The sequence below is a fragment of the Thalassiella azotivora genome (assembly GCF_054781695.1).
The window spans coordinates 25,666-49,474 of sequence record NZ_BAAGTX010000024.1 but is presented as its reverse complement, the minus strand read 5'-3'; the positions used below and the strand labels follow the sequence as shown (position 1 = coordinate 49,474).

The 23,809-nt window shown below is 74.5% G+C and carries 20 protein-coding genes and 1 pseudogene; 13 read left to right on the top strand and 8 right to left on the bottom strand.

What is annotated here, in order from left to right; translation table 11 throughout:
* Nucleotides 1-46 precede the first annotated feature (46 nt).
* Nucleotides 47-643, top strand: a pseudogene (locus ACYVQV_RS15890) (erythromycin esterase family protein); the annotation flags it as partial.
* Between the two features lie 50 nt (nucleotides 644-693).
* Here ACYVQV_RS15890 and ACYVQV_RS15885 read toward each other — a convergent pair.
* Nucleotides 694-1,716 (bottom strand): LacI family DNA-binding transcriptional regulator, encoded by a 1,023-nt coding sequence (locus tag ACYVQV_RS15885; protein WP_461024290.1) that lies wholly within the window; start codon nucleotides 1,714-1,716, stop codon nucleotides 694-696.
* A 143-nt stretch (nucleotides 1,717-1,859) separates the two neighbouring features.
* Here ACYVQV_RS15885 and ACYVQV_RS15880 point away from each other — a divergent pair, with 143 nt between their 5' ends.
* From ACYVQV_RS15880 to ACYVQV_RS15870, 3 genes are all read left to right on the top strand, one after another.
* Nucleotides 1,860-3,125: a sugar ABC transporter substrate-binding protein gene (locus ACYVQV_RS15880; RefSeq protein WP_461024289.1), complete on the top strand. Its 1,266-nt coding sequence runs from the start codon at nucleotides 1,860-1,862 to the stop codon at nucleotides 3,123-3,125.
* 87 nt (nucleotides 3,126-3,212) lie between these two features.
* A complete protein-coding gene (locus ACYVQV_RS15875) occupies nucleotides 3,213-4,817 on the top strand; it encodes an ABC transporter permease subunit (protein WP_461024288.1) in 1,605 nt (534 codons plus the stop codon).
* The gene (locus tag ACYVQV_RS15870) at nucleotides 4,817-5,704 is read left to right on the top strand and encodes a sugar ABC transporter permease (RefSeq protein ID WP_461024287.1); all 888 of its coding nucleotides are present in this window, start codon (nucleotides 4,817-4,819) and stop codon (nucleotides 5,702-5,704) included. Before ACYVQV_RS15875 ends, ACYVQV_RS15870 begins: the two co-directional genes overlap by 1 nt.
* 39 nt (nucleotides 5,705-5,743) lie before the next feature.
* Here ACYVQV_RS15870 and ACYVQV_RS15865 read toward each other — a convergent pair whose 3' ends face one another.
* On the bottom strand, nucleotides 5,744-6,520 hold the full coding sequence (locus ACYVQV_RS15865; RefSeq protein ID WP_461024286.1) for an SMP-30/gluconolactonase/LRE family protein: 777 nt from the start codon (nucleotides 6,518-6,520) through the stop codon (nucleotides 5,744-5,746).
* Between the two features lie 233 nt (nucleotides 6,521-6,753).
* Here ACYVQV_RS15865 and ACYVQV_RS15860 point away from each other — a divergent pair, with 233 nt between their 5' ends.
* Nucleotides 6,754-7,836, top strand: a complete 1,083-nt coding sequence (locus ACYVQV_RS15860; protein ID WP_461024285.1) for an ABC transporter ATP-binding protein — start codon at nucleotides 6,754-6,756, stop codon at nucleotides 7,834-7,836.
* A gap of 113 nt (nucleotides 7,837-7,949) precedes the next feature.
* Entirely contained in the window at nucleotides 7,950-9,203 is a 1,254-nt protein-coding gene (locus tag ACYVQV_RS15855; protein WP_461024284.1) for a DUF4032 domain-containing protein, read from the top strand.
* 24 nt (nucleotides 9,204-9,227) lie between these two features.
* On the opposite strand, the gene rlmB is transcribed toward ACYVQV_RS15855, so the two are convergent.
* Together rlmB and ACYVQV_RS15845 are read right to left on the bottom strand one after the other, a co-directional pair.
* Nucleotides 9,228-10,193 carry a 23S rRNA (guanosine(2251)-2'-O)-methyltransferase RlmB gene (gene rlmB / locus ACYVQV_RS15850; RefSeq protein WP_461024283.1) on the bottom strand — a complete coding sequence of 322 codons (966 nt, stop codon included), beginning with the start codon at nucleotides 10,191-10,193 and terminating at the stop codon, nucleotides 9,228-9,230.
* A 73-nt stretch (nucleotides 10,194-10,266) separates the two neighbouring features.
* Nucleotides 10,267-11,172, bottom strand: coding sequence for a LysR family transcriptional regulator ArgP (locus ACYVQV_RS15845; RefSeq protein WP_461024282.1), 906 nt, complete (start codon nucleotides 11,170-11,172; stop codon nucleotides 10,267-10,269).
* A gap of 70 nt (nucleotides 11,173-11,242) precedes the next feature.
* Here ACYVQV_RS15845 and ACYVQV_RS15840 point away from each other — a divergent pair, with 70 nt between their 5' ends.
* On the top strand, nucleotides 11,243-11,860 hold the full coding sequence (locus ACYVQV_RS15840) for a LysE/ArgO family amino acid transporter (protein WP_461024281.1): 618 nt from the start codon (nucleotides 11,243-11,245) through the stop codon (nucleotides 11,858-11,860).
* A gap of 155 nt (nucleotides 11,861-12,015) precedes the next feature.
* Here ACYVQV_RS15840 and ACYVQV_RS15835 read toward each other — a convergent pair whose 3' ends face one another.
* Together ACYVQV_RS15835 and cysS are read right to left on the bottom strand one after the other, a co-directional pair.
* A complete protein-coding gene (locus ACYVQV_RS15835) occupies nucleotides 12,016-13,575 on the bottom strand; it encodes an alkaline phosphatase D family protein (RefSeq protein ID WP_461024280.1) in 1,560 nt (519 codons plus the stop codon).
* A 264-nt stretch (nucleotides 13,576-13,839) separates the two neighbouring features.
* Complete coding sequence (gene cysS, locus ACYVQV_RS15830) at nucleotides 13,840-15,267, bottom strand: cysteine--tRNA ligase (protein WP_461024279.1); 1,428 nt, start codon at nucleotides 15,265-15,267, stop codon at nucleotides 13,840-13,842.
* 298 nt (nucleotides 15,268-15,565) lie between these two features.
* On the opposite strand from cysS, the gene ACYVQV_RS15825 reads away from it, so the two are divergent.
* The 6 genes from ACYVQV_RS15825 (at nucleotide 15,566) to ACYVQV_RS15800 (ending at nucleotide 21,158) form a co-directional block, all read left to right on the top strand.
* Nucleotides 15,566-16,651: an S-(hydroxymethyl)mycothiol dehydrogenase gene (locus tag ACYVQV_RS15825; protein WP_461024278.1), complete on the top strand. Its 1,086-nt coding sequence runs from the start codon at nucleotides 15,566-15,568 to the stop codon at nucleotides 16,649-16,651.
* A complete protein-coding gene (locus tag ACYVQV_RS15820) occupies nucleotides 16,651-17,280 on the top strand; it encodes an MBL fold metallo-hydrolase (RefSeq protein WP_461024277.1) in 630 nt (209 codons plus the stop codon). The genes ACYVQV_RS15825 and ACYVQV_RS15820 overlap by 1 nt, the downstream gene beginning before the upstream one ends.
* A 99-nt stretch (nucleotides 17,281-17,379) precedes the next feature.
* Complete coding sequence (locus ACYVQV_RS15815) at nucleotides 17,380-18,324, top strand: hypothetical protein (protein WP_461024276.1); 945 nt, start codon at nucleotides 17,380-17,382, stop codon at nucleotides 18,322-18,324.
* Between the two features lie 2 nt (nucleotides 18,325-18,326).
* Nucleotides 18,327-19,700, top strand: a complete 1,374-nt coding sequence (locus ACYVQV_RS15810) for a methyltransferase family protein (protein ID WP_461024275.1) — start codon at nucleotides 18,327-18,329, stop codon at nucleotides 19,698-19,700.
* Nucleotides 19,697-20,320, top strand: coding sequence for a TetR family transcriptional regulator (locus tag ACYVQV_RS15805; protein WP_461024274.1), 624 nt, complete (start codon nucleotides 19,697-19,699; stop codon nucleotides 20,318-20,320). Before ACYVQV_RS15810 ends, ACYVQV_RS15805 begins: the two co-directional genes overlap by 4 nt.
* A 280-nt stretch (nucleotides 20,321-20,600) precedes the next feature.
* On the top strand, nucleotides 20,601-21,158 hold the full coding sequence (locus tag ACYVQV_RS15800) for a hypothetical protein (RefSeq protein ID WP_461024273.1): 558 nt from the start codon (nucleotides 20,601-20,603) through the stop codon (nucleotides 21,156-21,158).
* A 12-nt stretch (nucleotides 21,159-21,170) separates the two neighbouring features.
* On the opposite strand, the gene ACYVQV_RS15795 is transcribed toward ACYVQV_RS15800, so the two are convergent.
* Both ACYVQV_RS15795 and ACYVQV_RS15790 read right to left on the bottom strand, forming a co-directional pair.
* Nucleotides 21,171-22,283, bottom strand: coding sequence for a tetratricopeptide repeat protein (locus ACYVQV_RS15795; RefSeq protein ID WP_461024272.1), 1,113 nt, complete (start codon nucleotides 22,281-22,283; stop codon nucleotides 21,171-21,173).
* Nucleotides 22,280-23,587 carry an ATP-binding protein gene (locus ACYVQV_RS15790; protein ID WP_461024271.1) on the bottom strand — a complete coding sequence of 436 codons (1,308 nt, stop codon included), beginning with the start codon at nucleotides 23,585-23,587 and terminating at the stop codon, nucleotides 22,280-22,282. The genes ACYVQV_RS15795 and ACYVQV_RS15790 overlap by 4 nt, the downstream gene beginning before the upstream one ends.
* Nucleotides 23,588-23,809 lie beyond the last annotated feature (222 nt).

Below are 23,809 nucleotides of genomic sequence, written 5' to 3'. Positions count from 1 at the left end.
ACCGGACGGAGGCCCGATGAGCACGCACGCCACCGCACCGCAGCGCGGCGGCCCGACGTCCTGGAACGTCCGCGACGTCCACATGGCCGACACGCTCGACGCCGTCGCGGAGCACCACGCCGAGGTCGCGGGCGGCACGCCGGTCCGGGCGGTGGTGTGGGAGCACAACACGCACGTCGGTGACGCCCGGTTCACCGACATGGCCACCGCCGGGATGGTGAACGTCGGCCAGCTGGTCCGGGAGCGGCACGGTGAGCGGGACGTCGTCCTCGTGGGCTTCGCGACCCACCGCGGCACGGTCGTGGCGGCCGACGCGTGGGGTGAGCCCGCGACCGCGATGCGGCTCCCCGCGGCGCGGCGCGGCTCGCTGGAGCACCTGCTGCACGAGACCGTGCCGGGCGGCGCCGCGCTGTTCGTGCCCGGTGGTGACCGGGCCGGCGGCTGGGCCGCGGAGACCCTCGACCACCGTGCGGTCGGCGTCGTCTACCACCCCGACCGCGAGCCCTGGGGCAACTACGTGCCCACCGTCGCCGGGCGGCGCTACGACGCGCTGCTGTGGCTGGACGAGACGACGGCGCTGGCACCCGTCCACGGAGTCCGCCCGCACGGTGAGGAGCTCGAGGCCTACCCGACCGGGCAGTGACCCCGCGCCGCCGCCCGTGGGGTCACCGGCGTGGGGTCACCGGCGCGGCGTCACCGGCGCGGCGCGGCCCCTGTCGAGGACCTGACCACCAGTTCGGGCCGGAAGACGTACTCGGCGCGCGGCGCCGGGACGCCGCTGATCTCGTCCAGCAGGGCGCGGACGGCTGCGGCGCCCATCGCGGGGACGGCCTGGCGGATCGTCGTCAGCGGTGGGTCGGTGTAGGCGATGAGGAGCGAGTCGTCGTAGCCGACGACGGACACGTCGTCCGGGACGTCCAGGCCCCGCTCGCGGACGGCGCGGATCGCGCCGAGCGCCATCATGTCCGAACCGCAGATGACGGCGGTGCAGCCGCGGTCCATGAGGTGCTGCGCGGCCGCGGCCCCGCCCTCGACGGAGAACAGGGTGTGCTCGACGAGGTCGGAGGCGTCCTCGACACCGAGGTGGGACGCCAGGGCGGAGCGGAACCCGGCGACCTTGCGGGTGGACGGGACGAAGCGCCCCGGACCGAGGGCGAGCCCGATCCGACTGTGCCCCTGGGCGACGAGGTGGGCCACGGCCAGGTCCATCGACGCGGCGTCGTCGTTGGAGATGAACGGCGCGTCGACGTCCTCGGCGTACCCGTTGATCAGCACGATCGGCAGCCCGCGGTCGCGTAGGCGGGTGTACCGGCCGGTGTCCGCGGTGGTGTCGGCGTGCAGGCCGGAGACGAAGACGATGCCGGAGACGCCGCGCTCGAGCAGCATCTGGGTGTAGTCGTCCTCGTGCACCCCGCCGGGCGTCTGGGTGCACAGCACCGGGGTGAACCCCTGCCTGGCCAGGGCCGACTCGATCACCTGCGCGAACGCCGGGAAGATCGGGTTCTCCAGCTCCGGGGTGATCAGGCCGACCAGACCGGCGGACTTGCGGCGCAGGCGGGCGGGCCGCTCGTACCCGAGGACGTCGAGCGCGGTCAGGACGGCCTGGCGGGTGGACTCCGCGACGCCGGGCTTGGCGTTGAGCACGCGGCTGACGGTGGCCTCGCTGACACCCGCCTGAGCGGCGATGTCGGCCAGGCGGGCTCGGTCGGTGGCCATGGGCCGGACCCTAGCGCAGCGATGCAAGATCCTTCAGAGTTCCGCTTCTTCTTGCTGCAAGTTCTTGCTACGTTGCCGCCACGGCCTGCCACAGCCACCCCGGCAGCACCCGCGGCAGGCACCCCAGCGACAGGAGACCCACCATGCGCAGGTCCCGCGGCGCCCTGGCCCTGACGGCCGGCTTCGCCCTCCTCCTCACCGCGTGCGGAGGCGGCGACGACTCCGCGTCCGAGCCGGAGCCCAGCCCCAGCGAGAGCGCCGAGGAGAACGGCGTCCCCGAGCGGGCCGACGCCGACCTGGTCATCTGGGCCGACGCGAACCGGACCGAGGCCCTCACCGACGTCGCCGAGCAGTTCGGGGAGACCAACGGCATCTCCGTCGCCGTCCAGACCGTCGCCAACGACCAGCTGCAGACGAACTTCGTCACCGCCAACAGCGCCGGCAACGGCCCGGACATCGTCATCGGCGCGCACGACTGGATCGGCAACCTCGTCCAGAACGGCGCCATCGACCCCGTCCAGCTCACCGACGCGGACAAGGCCCGCTACTCCCCCATCGCGGTGAAGGGCGTCACCTTCAACGGCCAGACGTACGGCCTGCCCTACGCCTACGAGACCATCGGCCTGTACCGCAACACCGACCTGGTGCCCACCGCCCCGTCCTCGATCGAGGAGCTCGCCCAGCTCGCCGCCGACTCCGGCGCCGAGAACGCGCTGTGCCTGCAGGTCGGCGAGAACGGCGACGCGTACCACATGCAGCCGCTGTACACCTCGGGCGGCGGGTACCTGTTCGGCACCGACGCCAACGGCGACTACGACCCGACCGACCTCGGCGTCGGACAGCCCGGCTCCCTCGCCGCGGCCGCCAAGATCGGCGAGCTCGGCGCCCAGGGCGTGCTGAAGACGTCCATCACCCCGGACAACTCCATCTCCCTGTTCACCGAGGGCCGCTGCGCCTTCCTCGAGTCCGGCCCCTGGGCGGTGTCGGACATCAAGACGGCCGGCATCAGCTACGAGCTGACCCCGATGGTGGGCTTCGCCGGGATGCAGCCCGCCCAGCCGTTCACCGGCGTCCAGGCGTTCTACGTGGCCAGCAAGGGCGTGAACAAGGCCTACGCCCAGCAGTTCGTCCTCGACGCGGCGAACTCCCCGGAGACCATGCGCGCCCTGTACGACGCCGAGCCGCGTCCGCCGGCCATGACCGAGGTGCTGCAGGAGATCTCGGCGTCCGACCCGGACACCGCCGCGTTCGCCCAGGCCGCCGAGGGCGGCCAGATCCTGCCGGCCATCCCGCAGATGGCCGCCATCTGGGAGCCGCTGGGCAAGGCGCAGTCCGCCATCGTCGGCGGAGCCGACCCGGCGTCCACGATGACCACCGCCGGCACGACCATCGCCGAGCAGCTGCAGTGAGCTGACCCTCCCGACCCCGGCGCCCGGTCTGCCGTCACGGCGGACCGGGCGCCGGTCCCCAACCCACCCGCGAGAGGGCCACCCCCGTTGAGTCCGACGTCCCGTGACCCGTCCGTCGCGCCACCCGCCGAGCCGCTGCACAGCCGCGGCCGCTCCAGCACCGTCACCGTGGTGCTCGTCAAGGTGGCCGTCGTCGCCGTCCTCGCGACCGCGTGCCTGGCCCTGACGCCGGTGCTCCTGGCCGCCGAGCAGTGGCTCGGCCTGGCGGCGCTGTGGGGCGGCACGCTGCTGGTCCTGGCGGTCTACTCCACCCGGCGCCTGGTGCCGCTGAAGTACCTGCTGCCCGGCACCCTGCTGCTGACCGCCTTCATCGTCTACCCCATCGCCCTCACCGTGCAGCTGTCCTTCACCAACTTCGGTGACGGCCACCGCGGCACCAAGGACGAGGCGGTCGCCAGCATCGTCGGCAGCTCGGTGACCCAGCTGCCCGACTCCCGCGCCTTCACGCTCACCGTCGGCACCACCGGCAGCCCCACCGAGGGCCCGTTCACGTTCTTCCTCGTCGACCAGGACACCGGGGATGCCTTCTCCGGCGACGCCGAGGGGCTCGAGCCCCTGGACGGCGGGGACGTCACCGTCGCCGACGACCGCGTCACCGAGGTCCCCGGCTTCACGCTGCTCACGCCCCGCCAGGTCAACGAGGCCGGTGCGGCGATCCAGGACCTCGCCGTCCCCACCGACGACGGCGCGATCCGGCCGCTCGGGACGAACCGGGCCTTCGAGGGCGTCACCGCGCTGCGCTACGACGAGGCGGCCGACGAGATCGTCGACACCGCCACCGGCACCCGGTACCCCGTCGGGGTCGTCGGCGACAGCGAGTTCTTCGTCGACGGCAGCGGCCGCCCCGCGTTCAGCCAGAGCTGGCTGCAGGGCGTCGGCACCAGCAACTACGAGCGCATCCTCACCAACGAGACCATCCGCGAGGGCTTCCTGCGCATCGGCGCCTGGACGCTCGTCTTCGCGCTGCTGTCCGTCGGCGTCAGCTTCGCCTTCGGCCTGGGCCTGGCCATCGCGCTGGACGACGCGCGGATCCGCGGGCAGCGCCTGTACCGCTCCGTGCTCGTGCTGCCCTACGGCGTCCCGACCGTGGTGGCCCTGCTGGTCTGGTCGAACTTCTACAACCGCGACTTCGGCCTCATCAACGAGCTGACCGGGCTGGACGTCAACTGGCTCGGCGACCCGACCCTGGCCAAGGCGGCCGTCGTCATCACCAACGTCTGGATGACGGTGCCGTACTTCTTCGTCGTGTCCACCGGTGCGCTGCAGGCGATCCCGTCCGACGTCCGGGAGGCCGCGGCGATGGACGGCGCCAGCGGGTGGCAGACGTTCCGGCAGGTCGTCCTGCCGCTGCTGCTCGTCGCCGTCGCCCCGCTGCTCGTGGCGTCGTTCGCCTTCGCCTTCAACAACTTCAACGCGATCCAGCTGCTCACCGAGGGCGGGCCGTTCCCACCCGACAACCCGCAGGCGGGGCACACCGACATCCTCATCAGCTACGTCATGCGGCTGGCGTTCGGCGGGTCCGGCGCCCAGCTGGGGTTCGCCGCCGCGGCGTCCGTCCTGCTGTTCGTCATCACCGCGGTCATCGCGACCATCCAGTTCCGCTCCACGCGCGTCCTCGAGGAGGTCAGCTGATGGCCCGCACCCGCGCCCAGGCGCACGACCGGCTCACCGGACGGCGGTGGTGGCGCGAGGTCGGCTGGCGGCACGCCGTCGCCTGGCTGGGGATGGCGGTCGCCGTGTTCCCCATCCTGTTCGTCGTCTCCGCGGCGCTGAACCCGCTGGGCACCCTGGCCAGCACGACCCTGCTCCCCCGGCAGGTCAGCCTCGACAACTTCGCCAGCCTGCTCGCCGGCGACCGCGGGCCGTACACGCGCTGGTACCTCAACACCGTCGTCGTGTGCACGGTGGTGTGCACCCTGCAGGTCTTCTTCAGCGCGCTGGCCGCGTACGCGTTCTCCCGGTTCCGCTTCTCCGGCCGTCGCGGTGGGCTGCTCGCCATCCTGCTCATCCAGATGTTCCCGCAGTTCCTCGCGATCGTGGCGCTGTACGCCATGTTCACCTCGATCGGTCAGGTCCTCCCGCAGGTCGGGCTGAACACCCTGGCCGGCTACGGGCTGCTGCTGATGGGCGGGGCGCTCGGCAACGTCTGGCTCATCAAGGGGTTCTTCGACTCGATCCCCCGCGACCTCGACGAGGCGGCCCGCATCGACGGGGCCAGGCACGCGCAGACGTTCTTCCTCATCATCCTGCCGCTGGTCCGCCCGATCCTCGCGACCACGGCGCTCATCTCGTTCGTCACCGTCGTCAACGAGTTCCTCATCGCGTCGGTGTTCCTCACCGACAACCGGGTCAAGACGCTCGCCACCGGCCTGTACTCGATCCTCGACGGTGACCGCTCCAACAACCTCGGGGTGTTCGCCGCCGGCGCCGTCCTGATGAGCGTGCCGGTCGTGCTGCTGTTCCTGTACCTGCAGCGCTACATCGTCGGAGGGCTGGCCGCCGGGGCCGTCAAGGGCTGAGGGGCCGTGGCCGTCCCCGGATCAGGGACGGTCCCCGGCTCAGGGACGGCCGCCCCGGCCCACCTCCACCCGCTCGGTCAGGACGACGCCGTCCGCCGCCCCGCCGCCGTCCCACCGGTTGGCCACCACGAAGAGGGTGCGGCCGTCGTCCCCGCCGAGCGCGCACGAGAAGCACCCGCGGTCCGCCTCGACGGTCGCGAGCACCTCCCCGCCCGGCGCCACCCGGACGCAACGCTGCCCCGGGACGCTGGCGTACCAGACGGCGCCCTGCGCGTCGGCGCACAACCCGTCCGGGGCGGCGCCGTCGGGCAGCTGCGCCCACACCCTGCGGTCGACCAGCGCCCCGGACCCGTCGATGGTCCAGGCCGTCAACCGGTCGGCGTGCGACTCCGCCACGACGAGCGTGTCGTCACCGAGGACCACCATCCCGTTCGGGAACCACACGTCCTCCGCGGCCCGGCGGAACGTCCCGTCCGGCAGGACGACGCCCACGAAGCCCGGCCTCGGCTCCTCGCCCGGCGCCGCCCCCGGCATGTCCACCCAGACCCGGCCGGCGGCGTCGACCACGATCTCGTTGAGAGGCTGCCCGGCGGCCCCGTACGGACGCGGTCCCGACGGCGAGTCGGCGCCCCGGACGACCCCCTGCGGGGTCGTCATCACCAGGTCACCGTCGGGTAGCCAGTCGATCGAGAACGGCAGGCCCTCGCACCGGGCCACGACCTCGCGGCCCCCCGCCGCGTCGAGGGCCAGCACCTCACCGGCCAGCCAGTCGCACAGCCACAGCCGACCCTCGTGCCAGCGGGGCGACTCCCCCATGCGGACACCTGTCGCGAGCACCTCGGTCACGTCCGTCAGACCGCCGCGCGGCCGGGAACTCACCGGCCGCGGCGAGACGACCCTTTACGCCGGGCCCGGGGTAGGACACGATGACGAGGTCGTCCGCCGACGGCGCCACAACTGCATCACCCGAGGGTCGACCGGCCGCTCGGCACACCCTGATCACTCGGATCGTCCGGCACGTTCCTGCCGGTGAGAGGGAAGGCACCCCCATGGCTACGGTCACGTTCGACAAGGCCACCCGGGTCTACCCGGGCAGCGACACCCCCGCGGTCGACCAGCTCGACCTGCACATCGAGGACGGCGAGTTCCTCGTCCTCGTCGGCCCCTCCGGCTGCGGCAAGTCCACCTCGCTGCGGATGCTCGCCGGCCTGGAGGACGTCAACGCCGGCCGCATCCTCATCGGGGACCGGGACGTCACCGACGTCCAGCCCAAGGACCGCGACATCGCGATGGTCTTCCAGAACTACGCGCTGTACCCGCACATGACCGTCGCCGACAACATGGGCTTCGCCCTGAAGATCGCCGGCGTCAACAAGACCGAGATCCGCAGCCGGGTCGAGGAGGCCGCGAAGATCCTCGACCTCACGGAGTACCTGGACCGCAAGCCGAAGGCCCTCTCCGGTGGTCAGCGCCAGCGGGTCGCGATGGGCCGGGCGATCGTCCGCCAGCCGCAGGTGTTCCTCATGGACGAGCCGCTGTCGAACCTCGACGCCAAGCTGCGGGTGCAGACGCGTACCCAGATCGCCCAGCTCCAGCGCCGCCTCGGCGTCACCACCGTCTACGTCACCCACGACCAGGTCGAGGCGATGACGATGGGCGACCGCGTCGCCGTCCTCAAGGACGGCCTGCTGCAGCAGGTCGACACGCCCCGCCGGATGTACGACCACCCGAACAACGTCTTCGTCGCCGGGTTCATCGGCTCCCCCGCCATGAACCTGCTCGACCTCAAGGTCGTCGACGGCGGCGTCCAGTTCGGCGACACCACCCACCCGGTCGAGCGCGGCGTCCTCGGCGAGGCCGGCGACGGCCGGGTCACGGTCGGCGTCCGGCCCGAGGACCTCGAGCTGTCCGAGCACGGGCTGCCGGTCGAGGTGGACGTCGTCGAGGAGCTCGGCGCCGACGCCTACGTCTACGGCCGCACCCGCATCGGCGACGACGAACACGAGATCATCGCCCGCGTCGACGGCCGTCGTCCCCCCGAGAAGGGCTCGACGGTCCACTTCACGCCCAAGCAGGGGCACACGCACCTGTTCTCGACGGCCGACGGCCGACGGCTGGGCGACCAGCACTGACACCCGCGCGGGGCCCGGACCACCGAGGGTGGGCGCCGGGCCCCACGCCGTGCCACGGTCGAGGCGGGTACGCGCGGACGGCGTGCGCCCCGGCCGCAGGGTGAGGAGGAGCGATGGCCCTGCAGATCACCTCGGCGTCCCCGGACCCCGCGCTGCTCGACCTGCCGTGGGAGCTGCCCCTCGAGGAGTGGCCCGAGGAGCGCCTGGCGGCGCTCCCGCGAGGCATCTCCCGGCACGTCGTCCGGTTCGTCCGGCTCAGCGGCGGCGTCATCGCCATCAAGGAGATCAAGGAGGAGCTCGCGCGGCGCGAGTACGCCCTGCTGCGCGAGATGCGGCGGATCGGGCTGCCGTGCGTCGTTCCCCTGGCCGTGATCGCCGGACGCACGTGCCCGGACGGCGAGCCGCTCGACCCGGTCCTCATCACCCGGCACCTGCAGTTCTCCCTGCCGTACCGGGCCCTGTTCAGCCAGAACCTGCGCCCCGACACCGCGGCGCGCGCGATCGACGCGCTCGCGGCGTTGCTCGTGCGGCTGCACCTGGCCGGGTTCTGGTGGGGCGACGTGTCGCTGTCCAACGCCCTGTTCCGGCGGGACGCCGGCGCGTTCGCCGCGTACCTCGTCGACGCCGAGACCGGTGAGCTGCACGACCAGCTCAGCGACGGCCAGCGCGCCCACGACCTCGACGTCGCCCGGGTGAACATCGCCGGGGAGCTGATGGACCTGGCCGCCGGGGAGATGCTCGACCCGTCCGTCGACCCCGTCGCGACCAGCGAGCAGATCATGGACCGGTACGCCTCGCTGTGGGCCGAGCTCACCGAGCCGGAGTCGTTCGAGACCGGGGACCGGTGGCGGGTCGCCGCCCGGATCGAGCGCCTCAACGACCTGGGCTTCGACGTCGACGAGCTGGAGATCAGCACCGACGTCGGTGGGACCACTGTCAGCATCCGCCCGAAGGTCGTCGACGCGGGACACCACTCCCGGCGGCTGCTGCGGCTCACGGGCCTGGACGCGCAGGAGAACCAGGCCCGCCGCCTGCTCAACGACCTCGACAGCTACATCGCGGCGACCGACCGGCAGAACGAGGACGAGGAGATCCTCGCCCACGACTGGGTCGACCAGTGCTTCAACCCCGTGGTGCGGGCCGTCCCGAAGGAGCTGCGCGGCAAGCTCGAGCCGGCGGAGGTCTACCACGAGGTGCTGGAGCACCGCTGGTACATGTCCGAGCAGCAGCGGCGCGACCTGCCGCTGCGGGAGGCCGTCGACTCGTACGTGGAGAGGATCCTGCCGCTCAAGCCCGACGAGGCCGCCGTCCTCGGCGTCGACACCCAGGAGCTCCCGGTCGTCGTGGACGACCCGCCGGCGCGCTGACCCAGCGGCCGTGCCGGCCCGACCTCAGCCGCGCCGGCGCGCCACCTCGTACAGCGCCACCCCGGCAGCCACCCCGGCGTTGAGCGACTCCGTCGCCGCGTGGATCGGGATCGACACCACCTGGTCGCAGGTCTCCCGCACCAGCCGGGACAGGCCCTGCCCCTCGGAGCCGACGACGAGCACCAGCGGCTCCGTGGCCAGCGTGAGGTCCGGCAGCAGCACGTCGCCCTCGGCGTCCAGCCCGAGCACGAAGACCCCGGCCTTCTTGAGCTGCTCCAGGGCCCGGGTGAGGTTCGTGGCCCGCGCCACCGGGACCCGGGCGGCGGCGCCGGCCGACGTCCGCCAGGCCGACGCGGTCATCCCGGCCGCGCGGCGCTCCGGCACGAGCACGCCGTGCCCACCGAACGCCGCCACCGACCGGACGACGGCTCCCAGGTTGCGCGGGTCGGTGACGCCGTCCAGCGCCACGAGCAGCGGCGCCTGCCCGGCCTCCGCGGCGACGTCGAGCAGGTCCTCGACGTCCGCGTACTCGTACGGCGGCACCTGCAGCGCCAGGCCCTGGTGGACGGCGCCGTCGGTGAGCCGGTCGAGGTCCAGCCGGGAGACCTCCATGAGGTTCAGCCCGCGCTCCGCGGCCGTCTTGAGCGCCTCCTTGACCCGGTCGTCGGAGTCGATCCTGGAGGCGACGTACAACGTGGTCGCCGGGACGTCGGCCCGCAGCGCCTCCACCACGGGGTTGCGCCCGGCGAGGACCTCGCTGGTCGAGCCCTTGCGCCCGGCGCGGGCCCGCGCGCCCTTCGCGGCGGCGCCCGCCCGGCGCTCCGCGGACTTCTTGCGCTTGTGCGCGACGTGGTAGATGCGGTCCTCCGCCTTGGGCGTGGGCCCCTTGCCCTCCAGTGCCTTGCGGCCGTGCCCGCCCGTCCCGACGCGGGCCCCCTTCTTCGAGCCTGCCTTGCGGATGGCACCGCGGCGCTGCGAGTTGCCTGCCATCGGCCACCCTCCCTGTCCAGGTCCGGCCCGCGACTGCGGACGGTCGATCGTAACGACTGGGCGGGGCCGGCCGTCACGGCAGCAGGTGCTGCCGGGCGGCGGTGACGACGGCCTCGGCGACGCGGTCGAGCAGCGGCGAGCGCAGCTTCCACTGCTGCCAGTGCAGGACGACGTCCACCGCCCCGTGGGGGTCGAGGACGACGAGGTCGCCGGCGTCCACGTGCTCACGGCCCTGGGCGTCGGGGAGCATCCCCCACCCCAGGCCGAGACGGACGGCGTCCATGAAGTCCGCCGACGACGGCACGTAGTGGGCGGGCGGGCGGACGTCGTCGCCCAGGTGCCGACGCAGGTACCGGTGCTGCAGATCGTCCTTGCGGTCGAACACCACGACCGGCGCCCGGGCGAGCGCGTCCGGCGTCGGGCCGTCGGCGAACCAGCGGCGCACCAGCTGCGGGGCGGCCGTGGGCCGGTAGCGCATCCGCCCCAGCCGGGTGGCCGAGCAGCCCGGCACCGGCTCGGGGTCCGTGGTGATGCCGGCGACGACCGTGCCGGCCCGCAGCAGCGCTGCCGTGTGCTCCTCGTCGTCGCGGTGGACGTCGAAGGCGGCCTCCCCGGCCAACGGGGCCAGGGCGGGCAGCACCCACGTGCGCAGCGAGTCGGCGTTGACGGCCACGGGCACCGAGCGCCACCGGCCCGCCCGCGGCTCGTCGAGACCGTCGGCCGCGGCCCCGAGCTCGGCGAGGGCCTCGTCCGTGAGCAGCTCGACCTGGCGGGCGAGCCGCAGCAGCACCTCCCCCGACTCCGTCGGCCGCACCGGCTTCGAGCGCACGACGAGCACCCGGCCGGTGACCACCTCGAGCGCGCGCAGCCGCTGGCTGACGGCGGAGGGGGTGACGTGCAGGGCGCGGGCCGCTGCCTCGAAGGTGCCCTCGCGGACGACGGCGTCGAGAGCACGCAGCTGACCCGGGTCCACCTGCATGAAGCAACCCTAATGCTGCGTGAGGAACGTGAGCTTCACTTCACAGACGCGGCGTCCTAGCGTCGTCCGCGTGACCCCGCACCTGCTCACGGCGCTGGCCGGCCTCGGCCTCGGCCTGTCCCTCATCGTCGCGATCGGCGCCCAGAACGCGTTCGTCCTCCGGCAGGGGCTGAGGGGCCAGCACGTCGGTGGTGTCGTGCTCGTCTGCGCCGCCTCCGACGTCGTCCTCATCGTCGCCGGCGTCGCCGGAGCCGGCGCGGTCGTGCAGGGACGCCCGGTCGTCCTGGACGTCGTCCGGCTCGGCGGGGCGGCGTTCCTCGCCGGGTACGCGGTGCTTGCCGCGCGCAGGGCGCTGCGCCCGCAGGCGCTCGAGGCGGGCGGCGGCGCCTCGCCGGTGTCCGCGGCGTCGGCCGTCGGCACCGCCCTGGCGCTGACCTGGCTGAACCCGCACGTGTACCTCGACACCGTCGTCCTGCTCGGCTCGATCGCCCAGAGCCACCCGGGTCGCGAGTGGTGGTTCGCCGGCGGCGCGGTCCTCGGGAGCCTGCTGTGGTTCACGGCGCTCGGGTACGGGGCCACGCTGCTGCGGCCCCTGTTCGCCCGCCCGCGCTCCTGGCAGGTCCTGGACGCCCTCATCGCCGTCGTCATGCTCGGCCTCGCCGTGTCCCTGGTCGCCGCCGTCGGCTGACCCGCGTTCCCCAGTCCAGCGCCGCCCCCTCACCGCCACCCGTCCCCATCCCCCATCCCCCACCGCGAGTCGGACGAACACGCCGCGCGCCCTCGATCGCACGCGGCGTGTTCGTCGACCTCGCGAGGGGCCCGCGGACGCTCCGCCCCGCCCGGTCAGTGCTGCGGCTCCAGGTCACGCGACCACAGGACGGTGCCGTGCAGGTCGCGCAGGCTGACGGTGAGGACGCCGTCCGCCGCGACCGCGCAGTGACCGAAGAACTGGTTGCCCCCACGAGGCGACTGGTTCGGGCGGTCCGCGGCCCTGCTGAACTCGACCCGCGGGCCGAAGGTGCCGTCGAGCTGGTTCGGGCCGAACGTGCCCGCGGCGATCGGTCCGGCGACGACCTCCCAGAACGGGTCGAAGTCGGTGAACGCCGCGCGCGACGGGTCGTAGTGGTGGGCGGCGCAGTAGTGCACGTCCGCGGTGACCCACAGGACGTTGCGGACCCGGTGGCGCTTGAAGGCCGACAGGACGTAGGCGATCTCCAGCTCCCGTCCCAGCGGCTGCCCGGGGTCCCGGTTGGCGACGGCCTCCTGGTTCACCGGACCGTCGGGGACGACCAGCCCGAGGGGCATGTCGGCCGAGATGACCTTCCAGGTCGCCCGGGAGCGGCTGACCTCGCGCACCAACCAGTCGGCCTGCTCCCGCCCCAGGATCGGGGTGCGGTGCGGCTCGAGACCGTCGGTGTTGGGCCCCTTGTGGGTGCGCATGTCCAGGCAGAAGAGGTCGAGGTGGGCGCCGCGCTCGATCCTGCGGTGGACGCGGGTCGGCTCGAAGCCGGTGCCGGGGCGCAGGGACGCCGCGTCGCCGACGGGGTTCCACTCCTGCCAGGCCCGCCGGGCGCGGGCGGCCAGCACGTCGACCCGCCTCTCGGTGTACCGGGGGTCGGTGAGGACCTCGCCGGGGTACCAGTTGTTCGTCGTCTCGTGGTCGTCCCACTGCGCGACCAGCGGCACGCTCGCCGCGAGCGCCCGGACGTTGTCGTCCAGCAGCGTGTAGCGGTAGCGGGCACGGAACTCGTCGAGGGTCTCGGCGACCTTCGCGACCTCGGGGAGCACGAGGTTGCGCCAGACCTGGCCGTCGGGTTCGACGACCTCGGGCTGGATCGGGCCGTCCGCGTAGACCATGTCGCCGGCGTGCACGAACAGGTCCGGCTCGGTGTCGAGCATCGCCCGGTACCCGACCAGCCCACCGAGGTCGGGGTTGATGCCCCAGCCCTGCCCGCAGGTGTCGCCGGTCCACACCAGGCTCGTCGGGGCGCGGTGCACGGGCGCGGTCCCGAAGGTCGCGCGGCCCACCTCGCCGGGGGTGCCGTCCGAGGCCTCGACGTGCAGGTCGACGTCGTACCGGCGGCCGGGCGGCAGGCCCCGCAGCAGCACCTTCGCGGTGTGGTCGGTCTCCGGGGTCGCCAGACCGCCGCGGACGACGCGGTGGAACCGGCCGCTGCGGACGGTGGCGACGAGACGGCCCGGCCCGCTGGACCGCGCCCACAGGACGGCGGAGCGCGTGGTGACGTCACCGCTCTGGACGCCGGAGGTGAGGGTCAGGCGGTCGCGGACGAGCGCCGGGGCGGCGCGGTCGGGGGCGGCGAGCGCCGGGGAGGCGGGGGTGGCGAGTGCGGGGGGTGGTGAGTGCGGCCGTGGTGAGTGCGGCCGCGCCCGTGGCGGCGGCACCGGTGAGGAAGGTCCGGCGAGGCAGCTGGCTCATGCCGCCCAGCGAAGCGGTCGCCGGTGGCCGGACCGTGCCGGCCGGGTGACGTCGCGCGGAACACCCCCAGGCGCCGCCGGCGCGCGACGAGTCGGGCGGACACGCCGTCCGGCATCACGTGCACACGGCGCGTCCGTCCGACTCGCGGGTGGCGGGAGCGGGGGACCGGAGGGCGGCTGGGACGGCGGAGGGCGGGGGCGGGGAGGTGAACGGGGACGGGCAGGGCCCCGTCAGGTGCCGTGCACGCTCCACCGGGCCCCGGCCGGGGTGTCCTCGATGCTCACGCCCGCGGCGGCGAGCCGGTCACGGATCGCGTCGGCCCGGGCGAAGTCGCGCGCCGCCCTGGCCTCGGCCCGCTCGGCGAGCTGGGCGTCCAGCAGCGCCGCGAGCGCCGTCCGCTCCGGGGAGGACCGCGCGCCGGACGGGTCCTGCCAGTGCGGGTCGGTCGGGTCCACGCCGAGGACGCGCGTCATCGCGACGACCTGGCGCAGCGCCGCCCCCGCGCCAGCGGGGTCCCCCGCGTCCAGTGCGGAGTTGCCGGCGCGGACGGCGTCGTGCACGGCGGCCAGGGCCCCGGAGACGTTGAGGTCGTCGTCCATCGCGGCGCGGAACGCGGCGGGCAGGTCGTCGGCGCCGGGCTCGGCGACCGGACCGGAGACCTCGGCAGCGCGGCGGACGAAGCCCTCGATGCGGGTCACCGCCGCCTCCGCCTCACGCAGCGAGTCGGCGGTGTACTCGAGGGTGGAGCGGTAGTGCGCCGACCCCAGGTAGTAGCGCAGCACCAGCGGCCGCACGGACTTCAGCATCTCGGCGACGACGAGGGAGTTGCCGAGCGACTTGCTCATCTTCTCCCCACCGAGGGTGAGCCAGCCGTTGTGCAGCCAGTACCGGGCGAAGCCGAGTCCGGCCGCGCGGGACTGCGCCTGCTCGTTCTCGTGGTGCGGGAAGCGCAGGTCGACGCCGCCGCCGTGCAGGTCGAACTCGTCGCCGAGGTACTTGCGGGCCATCGCCGAGCACTCCAGGTGCCAGCCGGGACGCCCCCGCCCGTACGGGGTCGGCCACGACGCCGACTCCGGCTCGCCCGGCTTGTGTCCCTTCCACAGCGCGAAGTCGCGGGGGTCGCGCTTGCCGCGCGGGTCGGCGTCCTCCGCGGGGGCGAGGTCGTCGAGGCGCTGGTGGGTGAGCTCGCCGTAGGCCGGCCAGGACCGGACGTCGAAGTACACGTCGCCGCTGCCGTCCTCGGCGGCGTAGGCGTGGCCGTGCTCGACGAGCAGGTCGATGAGCTCGACCATCTCGGGGACGTGCCCGGTGGCCCGCGGCTCGTACGTGGGCGGGCGGACGCCGAGCGCCTCCAGCGCCGCCGTGGTGGCCCGCTCGTGCTCGTACGCCCACGCCCACCACGGCCGGTCGTGCTCGGCGGACTTGGTGAGGATCTTGTCGTCGATGTCGGTGACGTTCCGGACGAGCGTCACCTCGTAGCCGTGACCGGTCTCCAGCCAGCGGCGGAGCTGGTCGAACGCCACGGTGAACCGCACGTGCCCGATGTGCGGGGCGCCCTGCACGGTGAGCCCGCAGATGTACATGCCGACGTGGCCGGGGCGCAGCGGCTCGAAGTCGCGCAGGGCGCGGGTGGCGGTGTCGTACAGGCGCAGGCTCACCGGCCCAAGGCTACCGGCGGGACGCCGGGCGCCCCTCGCGACCGCAGGTCGGTGGAAAGGTGCGGTCCCGACCGGCCCCGTGACCGCAGGTCGGTGGAAAGGTGCGGTCCCGACCGGGCCCGTGACCGCAGGTCGGTGGAAAGGTGCGGTCCTGACCGGGCCCGTGACCGCAGGTCGGTGGAAAGGTGCGGCGAGACGGGGGCGGGTAGCGTCGTGGACGCCGCGCGCCGGACCGGTGACGCTCCGGCGCGGCCCGGGCCGCCCGGCCCGGATCGGCCGCCGGATACGAGGAGGACACGTGCCGCACACCGTCAAGGGGGTCGTCGCCCGGAGCAAGGGCGCGCCCGTCGAGCTCGTCGACGTCGTCGTCCCGGACCCCGGTCCCGGTGAGGCCGTCGTCGACGTCCAGGCCTGCGGCGTCTGCCACACCGACCTGCACTACCGCGAGGGCGGCATCAACGACGACTTCCCGTTCCTGCTCGGGCACGAGGCGGCCGGGGTCGTCAGCGCGGTCGGCGAGGGGGTCACCGACGTCGCCCCCGGGGACTTCGTCGTCCTCAACTGGCGGGCCGTCTGCGGACAGTGCCGGGCGTGCCGCCGTGGCCGGCCGCAGTACTGCTTCGCCACCCACAACGCCGCCCAGAAGATGACCCTCACCGACGGCACCGAGCTGTCCCCCGCCCTCGGCATCGGCGCCTTCGTCGAGAAGACGCTCGTCCACGCCGGTCAGTGCACGAAGGTCGACCCCGAGGCGCCGGCGACCGCGGCCGGGCTGATCGGGTGCGGGGTCATGGCGGGCTTCGGCGCCGCCGTGAACACCGGCCAGGTCGGCCTCGGGGACTCGGTCGCGGTCATCGGGTGCGGAGGGGTCGGGGACGCGGCCGTGGCGGGTGCCCGGATCGCCGGCGCCACGACGATCATCGCCGTGGACGTCGACGACCGGAAGCTGGAGTGGGCCAGGGGCTTCGGCGCCACGCACACCGTGAACTCCCGGGAGCGCGACGCCGTCGAGGCGGTCCGCGAGCTCACCGGCGGGTTCGGCGCGGACGTGGTGATCGAGGCGGTGGGTCACCCCGAGACCTACAAGCAGGCGCTGGCGGCGCGCGACCTCGCCGGCACCGTCGTCCAGGTCGGCGTCCCCACACCGGACATGGTGCTGGAGGTCCCGCTGATCGACCTGTACGGGCACGGCGGGGCGCTCAAGCCCGCCTGGTACGGCGACTGCCTGCCGAGCCGCGACTTCCCGATGATGATCGACCTGTACCGGCAGGGCCGGTTCGACCTCGACGCGTTCGTCACCGAGACCATCGGGATCGGCGACGTCGAGGCGGCCTTCGACAAGATGCACCGCGGCGAGGTGCTGCGCTCGGTGGTGGTGCTGTAGTGGGCGCCCGCATCGACCACACCGTCACCTCCGGCACGTTCAGCCTGGACGGCGGGACCTGGGACGTCGACAACAACGTCTGGGTGGTCGGGGACGACGCGGAGTGCGTCGTCGTCGACGCCCCGCACGACGTCGACGCCATCGCGGCCGTCGTCGGCGACCGCCGGCTCGTCGCCGTCCTGGCCACGCACGCCCACGACGACCACGTCCGCGTCGCGCCGCAGCTGTCCGACCGGTTCGGGGCGCCGGTGGCCCTGCACCCCGGGGACCTGGAGGTGTGGCGCCTGACCCACCCCGACCGGGACCCCGACGCCGAGCTGCGGGACGGCCAGGTGGTCGAGGTCGCCGGGACGGACCTGCACGTGCTGCACACCCCCGGCCACTCGCCGGGGGCGGTGTGCTTCTACGCGCCGGCGCTGCACACGGTCTTCACCGGGGACACCCTGTTCGCCGGCGGGCCGGGGGCGACCGGCCGGTCGTTCTCGGACTTCCCGACGATCATCGCCTCCATCCGGGACCGGCTGCTCGCCCTGCCGCCCGAGACGGTCGTCAGGACGGGTCACGGGGACTCGACCACCATCGGCGACGAGGCCCCCCACCTGCAGGAGTGGATCGACCGGGGCCACTGACCGCCTCGACCCCCGGGACGGGCCCGCACGCAGCCGCGTGCGGGCCTGTCGGCGTATCCACGCCACCACTGGCACATTTTTAAGCGTATGCTCAAAAACGTGCCTCCGTCTGCGCCACCACCCACGCCACCCCCCGACCTGCCGGCCCACCCCGACCCCGGGCCCCCCGACCCCCCGGCCCGCGGGGACCGCACGACCCGCACCGGGCTGCTGCTCCTGGTCGCGGTGGTCGGGACCGCGGGGGTGCTGCTGTCCGCGCACCTCGGACGGCTCGACTCCGCACTCGTCTTCGTGGGCCTCCCCTGCGCGGTGGCCCTGGCCGTCGCCCTCCTGCCGACCCGCGGGGACGGGTGGGGGACGGTCTTCCAGGTGACGACCGTGACCCTGCTCGTCGCGTCCGCCCTCCTGCACGAGGGGGCCCTGTGCGTGCTGCTGGCGGCGCCCCTCGTGTACGCGACGGTGGCCGTCGTCTACTCCGCCGCGCACGCCTCCGCCGGCGGACGGCGCGACCGGCTCGCCGTCGTCCCCCTCCTCGGGGTGCTGGCGCTCGAGGGCGTGGTCCCCGGTCTGCGGGTCAACCCCGAGCAGTCCTCCGGCGCGAGCGAGCTCATGGCCACGTCCTGCCAGCGGCTCGTCGAACGACTGGACGGCGGGCCCCGCGTCGACCCGGACGCCGACCGGGGGCTGCTGCTGCGGGTGGCGCAGTACCCGACGCCCGTCGCCGTCACCGGAACGGACCTGCGCCCCGGTGGCACCTGGACCCTGACCATGCCCGCCGGTGCCATCCGCACCGAGGTCGTCGACCGCACGGGGTCGGCGACGCGGGGCCGGATCGACTTCGCGGTCACCGCGGACGACGCCCGCACCACCCGCTGGGTCGACCTTCGCTCCGGCTCCCTGGCCTGGGAGCAGACCCCGGACGGCTGCGTCGCCGAGGTGACGGTCGACTACACCCGCCGGCTCGACCCGAGCTTCTGGTTCGGGCCGGTCACCGACGTGTTCATGGACGCCGGGTCGGGCGCCTTCCTCCGCTCGCTCACCTGACCGTGCGCGCGCCCGACGTGTCCGCCGACCTGCTGCGCAACCTCACGCTGCTCGGCCCCCTCGTGGCGCTGGTCGCCGTCGCCGGGCTGCGCCGGCGCGGGGTGCTGGCGCGGTGGCCCGGCGACGTCCCGCTCGCCTGCCTCGCCGGCCTCCTCGTCTGGCTCGGTGTGCTGGCCGTCGAGGTCGCCACCGACCTGTGGCGATTCGCCGACGGTCCCACCACGTTCCTCGGGATGCCGCTGGAGACGAGCGTGGGCTGGGCGCTCACCTGGGGGGCGCTGCCCGCGCTGGCCGGGGGGCGGCGCGTGCTGTGGTTCGGCGCGTTCGCCTGGACCGACGTCCTCGTCGTCCCCCGGCTGGAGCCGCTGCTCGTGCTCGGTCCGCGGTGGTGGGTCGGGGAGGTCCTGCTGCTGGCCGCGGTCGCCGCACCGGCCCTGCTGCTCGGGCACGCCACCGAGCACCGACGCTGGCTCGCGGGACGGGTGGTCGTGCAGGCGCTGACGGCGGGCGCCCTGGTGCTGTGGCTGCTGCCGACCGTGGCGTTCTCGCACGGCCCGGGCGGGTGGTCGTCGGTGGCTGACCACCCGCTGCCGGTGCGCGCGGCGCTGCTGGCGGCCGCCGTGGTCGTCGGCGTGCCCACGCTGTCCGCGGTCGTCGAGCTGGCCCGCGCCGGGCGGGGCACCCCCTACCCGTGGGACCCCCCGGAGCGCCTGGTGACCACCGGCCCCTACGCGTACGTGGCGAACCCCATGCAGCTCGGTGCGGTCGCCCTGCTGGTGCTGCTCGCCGTGGCGGCCGGGTCGCCGTGGCTGCTGCTGACCTCCGCGATGACCGGTGTCCTGCTGCACGTGGTGGCCGGCCCGCACGAGCGCGCGACGATGAGCCGCTGGGAGGGTTTCGAGGACTACCGGCGGCAGGTGCCCTCGTGGCGTCCGCGTCACCGGCCCTACGTGCCGGCGCCCACGTACGTGTGGGTCAGCCGCGACTGCGGGCTCTGCCGGGCCACCGGCAGCGGGATCGAGGCGCTGCACCCCGTGCGGCTGGTCGTCGTCGACGCCGAGGACGCCGGCGTCCGCCTGACGCGGATGCGGTGGGCGGGCGCCGGGCTGCACGAACGCGGCGTCGCGGCCTTCGCCCGCTCGCTGGAGCAGGTGCACCTGGGGCTGGCGTGGCTCGGCTGGGCGGTGCGCCTGCCCGGGGTGACGTGGGCCGTCCAGACGGTCGCCGACGCGTGCGGGCTCGGGCCCCGTGAGGTGCGACCCCCCGGCGCGCGGCACCGGGCCGTGCGGGATGCTGGGGCCACCGGCGCCGCCGCCGGGCCCTCTCCGCGGGCCCCCGGCGCCCAGCCAGGCGGGTCAGGGAGGTCGGGCCGTTGAGCACCGCCCGGACGAGGTCGGCGCTGATGGACGCGGCGGTCCGGCTCACGTCCCGCGAGGGGGTGCGGGCCGTGACCGCCCGGGCCGTCGCCGCCGAGGCGGACGTCAACCAGGCCCTGGTCTTCTACCACTTCGACGGGGTCGAGGGTCTGCTGCGGGAGGCGTTCGACGACGCCACGACGCGGATGGTCGGCCGGTACGTCGCCGAGCTCGACGAGGTCCGCAGCTTCGCCGACCTGCACGCCCTCGGTGTGCGGCTGTCCGCAGACAGCCGTGCCGACGGCTCCGCCGCCCTGCTGTCCCACGTGGTCGCCGCCTCGCACACCGACCCCGCCGTGGCGGCCGTCCTCACCGCGCAGCTCGACAAGTGGCGCGCCGCCCTCAGCGCCACGCTGCAGCGGGTCCTGCGGACGCACCGGCTGGACGACGCGCTGGACGTCGGTTCCCTGACCAGCTCCCTCGCGGCGGCGTCGATCGGGATGATCACCCTGGACGCCGTACCCGGTCAGCCGCTCGGGTCCACCCTGCCGTCCCTCGGCCGCCTCGCGCGCCTCACCGACCGGGCGGCCCGGCTGCTCCCGGCGCCGCTCGTCCGCCGGCTGCTGACCGACCGGCCCTGACACCCGTCCGGAGAGCCCGCTCCCCCCGGGTACCGTCCGCACTGTGAGATGCCGACACGTAGTACCGCTGACCGCCCCCGTCGTCCTGGCAGTCGTCACGGCCTGCGGCGGCGCTGAGGCACCGACAGCGTCCCCCGGTGCGGGTCCTGCCCGTTCCGCGTCCGCATCTCCCGCGGCGTCACTCGCGCCGCCGGACGGGACCGGGTCCTCCACCGACGCCCCCGAGGTCCCCGAGTGCCGTGACCTCAGCCGGGACCCGGACGCACCGGTCGACGGGCACGTGCTCGGCGCCTGCGTCGTCGCCTCCATGTACGCCGCCGGGACCGGGAGGATGGAGTCCAGCTCCTCGGACGGCACGGTCACGACCACGACCTACCAGTTCGTGCCCGAGCTTCGCATGCACGCGGTCACGCCGACGAGCGAGGTCGTCGTCACCGACACCACCGGCTGGCTGCGGACCGAGGGCCACCCCTGGGTCCAGGAGGCCCCGGGGGCCGCCGACCCCAGGACGCTGCTGGCCACCGCGACCATCGGCGCGACCCGCGACCTCGTCGCGCCGCAGTCAGCGGCCGCGTCGTACGCGCAGTGCACGGACTGGGTCGGCGAGGGGCTCCAGCCCGTCGACGGGACCTCCGACGTCCACCGCAAGTACCGCTGCCGGACGCCGTACGAGGCGCTGGGCGTGACGGTCTCGGACCTCACCCTGTGGCTGGACGCGGACCACCTGCCCGTGAGGTCGACAGCAGACAGCGCCGCGATGGGCCTGTCCACGAGCACCGTCACGACCTTCTCTGCGTGGGGGCACCCGGTCGACATCCCGGACCCTGCCGCGGGGTGACGGGCCCTCGCGTCAGCGGCGTCGTCGCCGCTCCTGGACGACCGGCACCCAGCTGGTGAGGCAGCCCACCACCAGGGCCGCACCGGCCACGTTCACCGCCTCGACGCCCCACCGCCACGGCGCGACCGCCACCAGCGTCAGCGCGACCGCCGCGACGACGCACGCGGCGCCCCACACGACGGTGACGCGCGACCCGCGCAGCACCCGCCAGACGACGACCCGTGTCCGCCCGGGCAGCCGCCCGACCGTCCGCCACGTCCACCACGCGAGGCCCGCGGCGCAGACCAGCCCCCACAGGGTCGGCCACCCGACCGCGGCGTCCGTGGGCCCGGCCCGCAGCGCGGGACGCATGACGAAGAAGGTGGCGAACAGCGCGAGGTGCGTGCGCTGCAGCCAGCGCAGCACGACGAGGCGGACGTTTCCGTGCACCACCTGCTGGCGGGGGTCGGCGGCACCCGCGGCGACGAACCCCTGCGCGGCGTCCACCAGCTGCCCGGCGCCCTGACGCAGCTGCATCACGGCGAGGTTGTTCCGTGCGCGGGCGTCCTGCGGGTCGAGCCGCAGCGCCTCCCGGTACGCGCGCTCGGCGACCTGCTTGTCGCCGCACGCGTCGGCGACGTCACCCATGGTGGCGTGCACGGTGGGCAGGTCGGGCGCGAGGCGGGTCGCCCACCGCGCGGCCTCCCACGCCTCGGTCCGCGTGGGGACGCCGCCGACGGCGGCCCGGGCCCGCAGGTCGTGCGCCAGCCAGTGGTCCGGGTGGGCAGCGACCAGCGCGCGGGCGCTGGTGAGCGCCTCGCCGGAGCGCCCCAGGGCGAGCAGGGCCTCCGTGCGCCAGCACGCCAGCGCGAAGGAGTCCGGCGCGACGGCCAGCCCGCGCTCGGCCGCCTGCAGGGACCGCTCGTGCGCGTCGGTCTCCGCGTGGGCGTGCGCGAGCAGCTCCCACAGCCGCGGGTCGTCCGGCGTGGTCGCCACGAGCCGGCCCAGCGACCGCAGCGCCTCCTGCGCCCGGCCGAGGTCGAGGAGCGCCGCCGCGGCGCGCAGCGCCCCGTCGTCGTCCGCGCCGTACCGTCGTGGGCCGCTGGGCCCGGGGGCGGCAGAGCCCTCGTGCTCGCGAGCGGTCACAGCCGCTTGCTCTTCCTGAGGTAGTCCCGCAGGTCGCCGTACGTGCCGGCCTCGTCACCGAACAGGACCACGTTGCGCGCCGTCTCCATCCACGGGCCCGTCGAGGGGCGCACGTCCTTCACGGCCGCCTCGAGGTCGGCCATCCGGATCAGCCGCACGTCCCCGGTCCGGGCGCCCTCGAGCAGCACCGCCTCGGTGGCCGTCTCGCACACGTAGGCGATGTCCGCGCCGCTGTAGCCGTCGGTCATCCGGGCGAGCCGCTCCAGGTCGATGCCCTCCACCGGCCGGTCCCTCAGGTGGTGCCGGAAGACGCCCACGCGGGCGGCCCGGTCGGGCGGCAGCACGAGCACCGTGCGGTCGAGGCGACCGGGACGGCGCAGCGCGGGGTCGACGTCCCACGGCTGGTTGGTGGCCGCCAGGACGAACACGCCGTCGTTGACGGACTCCGCGCCGTCCAGCTCGGTCAGGAGCTGGACGACGGCGCCGCGCATCCCGCTGTTGCGCGTCATGCTGCGCTTCTGGCCGAGCGCGTCCAGCTCGTCGAGGAACAGCACGCACGGCGCCTCGCGGCGGGCGAGCTGGAACACCTCGTGGACGTTCTGCTCGCTGTTGCCGAGGTACATGTCGAGGATCTCGGCCAGGCCGACGGTCATGAACTTCGCGCCCAGCTCGCCGGCGACGGCACGCGCCAGGAACGTCTTGCCGCACCCGGGCGGGCCGTAGAGCAGCAGGCCCCCGCGCAGGCTCTTGCGGAACAGCCGTCGCAGCTGCGGGTTGCGCAGCGGCGCGAGGAACGCGGCGTCCAGGCGGGCCTTCACGTCGTCCATCCCGGCGACGTCGTCGAGGGTGACGCGGCTGCGCTCGACGTCCCACGCCGGCGCGTCGGGCAGCCCGCCGCCGGCGGCGTCGTCGGCCCCGACCGTGAAGGGCGGTCCCACGACGTCGCCGAGCTGCTCCTCCGCCTGACCCCAGTCGAACCCGCCCGCGGGCTCACCGGCTCGCGGGAGGTTCGGGTCCGCTGCTGTGTCCGGCAGCGCGCCCGGCGCCGCGCCTCGCACCGGGTCCGGCGCCGGGTCCGGCGTGGTCGCCCCCGGGGCGTCCTGCGCAGCCGCGGCCGCGACGACGACGCGTCGCGCGCCCTCGTGCAGGGGGTCGTGCTGCAGCGCCGTGGCCCCCTGCTGGACGGCGTCCGCCGCGCGCCCCCTGGCCAGCAGCAGCTCCGCGAGGTGGACGCGCAGCGCGACGTCGGTCGGTGCGGCCTCCACCGCGCGGCGCAGGCTGTCGACGAGCTCGTCCGTGGTCACGCGGGAACCGTAGTGGGGGCGCGGCCCCACCGGGGCCGACCCTCCACACGCGTCCCCCGGGCGGCGGGGGACAACCCCCGGGCCACCCCGGGGGCTGGCCCCGACCGGTGAGCGGGCAGCACCAGGGTTCGACCGGGGACGTCCCGGATGGGCCCGGAGCGCCCGCGGCAGCAGCCTTGTGGTCGCCTTCACCGCCGGCCGGGACCCGCCCGGCCCGGACCC

Bases quoted from the DNA above. Each gene is read 5' to 3' on its own strand.
- ACYVQV_RS15885 (WP_461024290.1), bottom strand. From the start codon at position 1,716: ATGGCCACCGACCGAGCCCGCCTGGCCGACATCGCCGCTCAGGCGGGT.
- ACYVQV_RS15880 (WP_461024289.1), top strand. From the start codon at position 1,860: ATGCGCAGGTCCCGCGGCGCCCTGGCCCTGACGGCCGGCTTCGCCCTC.
- ACYVQV_RS15870 (WP_461024287.1), top strand. From the start codon at position 4,817: ATGGCCCGCACCCGCGCCCAGGCGCACGACCGGCTCACCGGACGGCGG.
- ACYVQV_RS15865 (WP_461024286.1), bottom strand. From the start codon at position 6,520: ATGGGGGAGTCGCCCCGCTGGCACGAGGGTCGGCTGTGGCTGTGCGAC.
- ACYVQV_RS15860 (WP_461024285.1), top strand. From the start codon at position 6,754: ATGGCTACGGTCACGTTCGACAAGGCCACCCGGGTCTACCCGGGCAGC.
- ACYVQV_RS15855 (WP_461024284.1), top strand. From the start codon at position 7,950: ATGGCCCTGCAGATCACCTCGGCGTCCCCGGACCCCGCGCTGCTCGAC.
- rlmB (WP_461024283.1), bottom strand. From the start codon at position 10,193: ATGGCAGGCAACTCGCAGCGCCGCGGTGCCATCCGCAAGGCAGGCTCG.
- ACYVQV_RS15845 (WP_461024282.1), bottom strand. From the start codon at position 11,172: ATGCAGGTGGACCCGGGTCAGCTGCGTGCTCTCGACGCCGTCGTCCGC.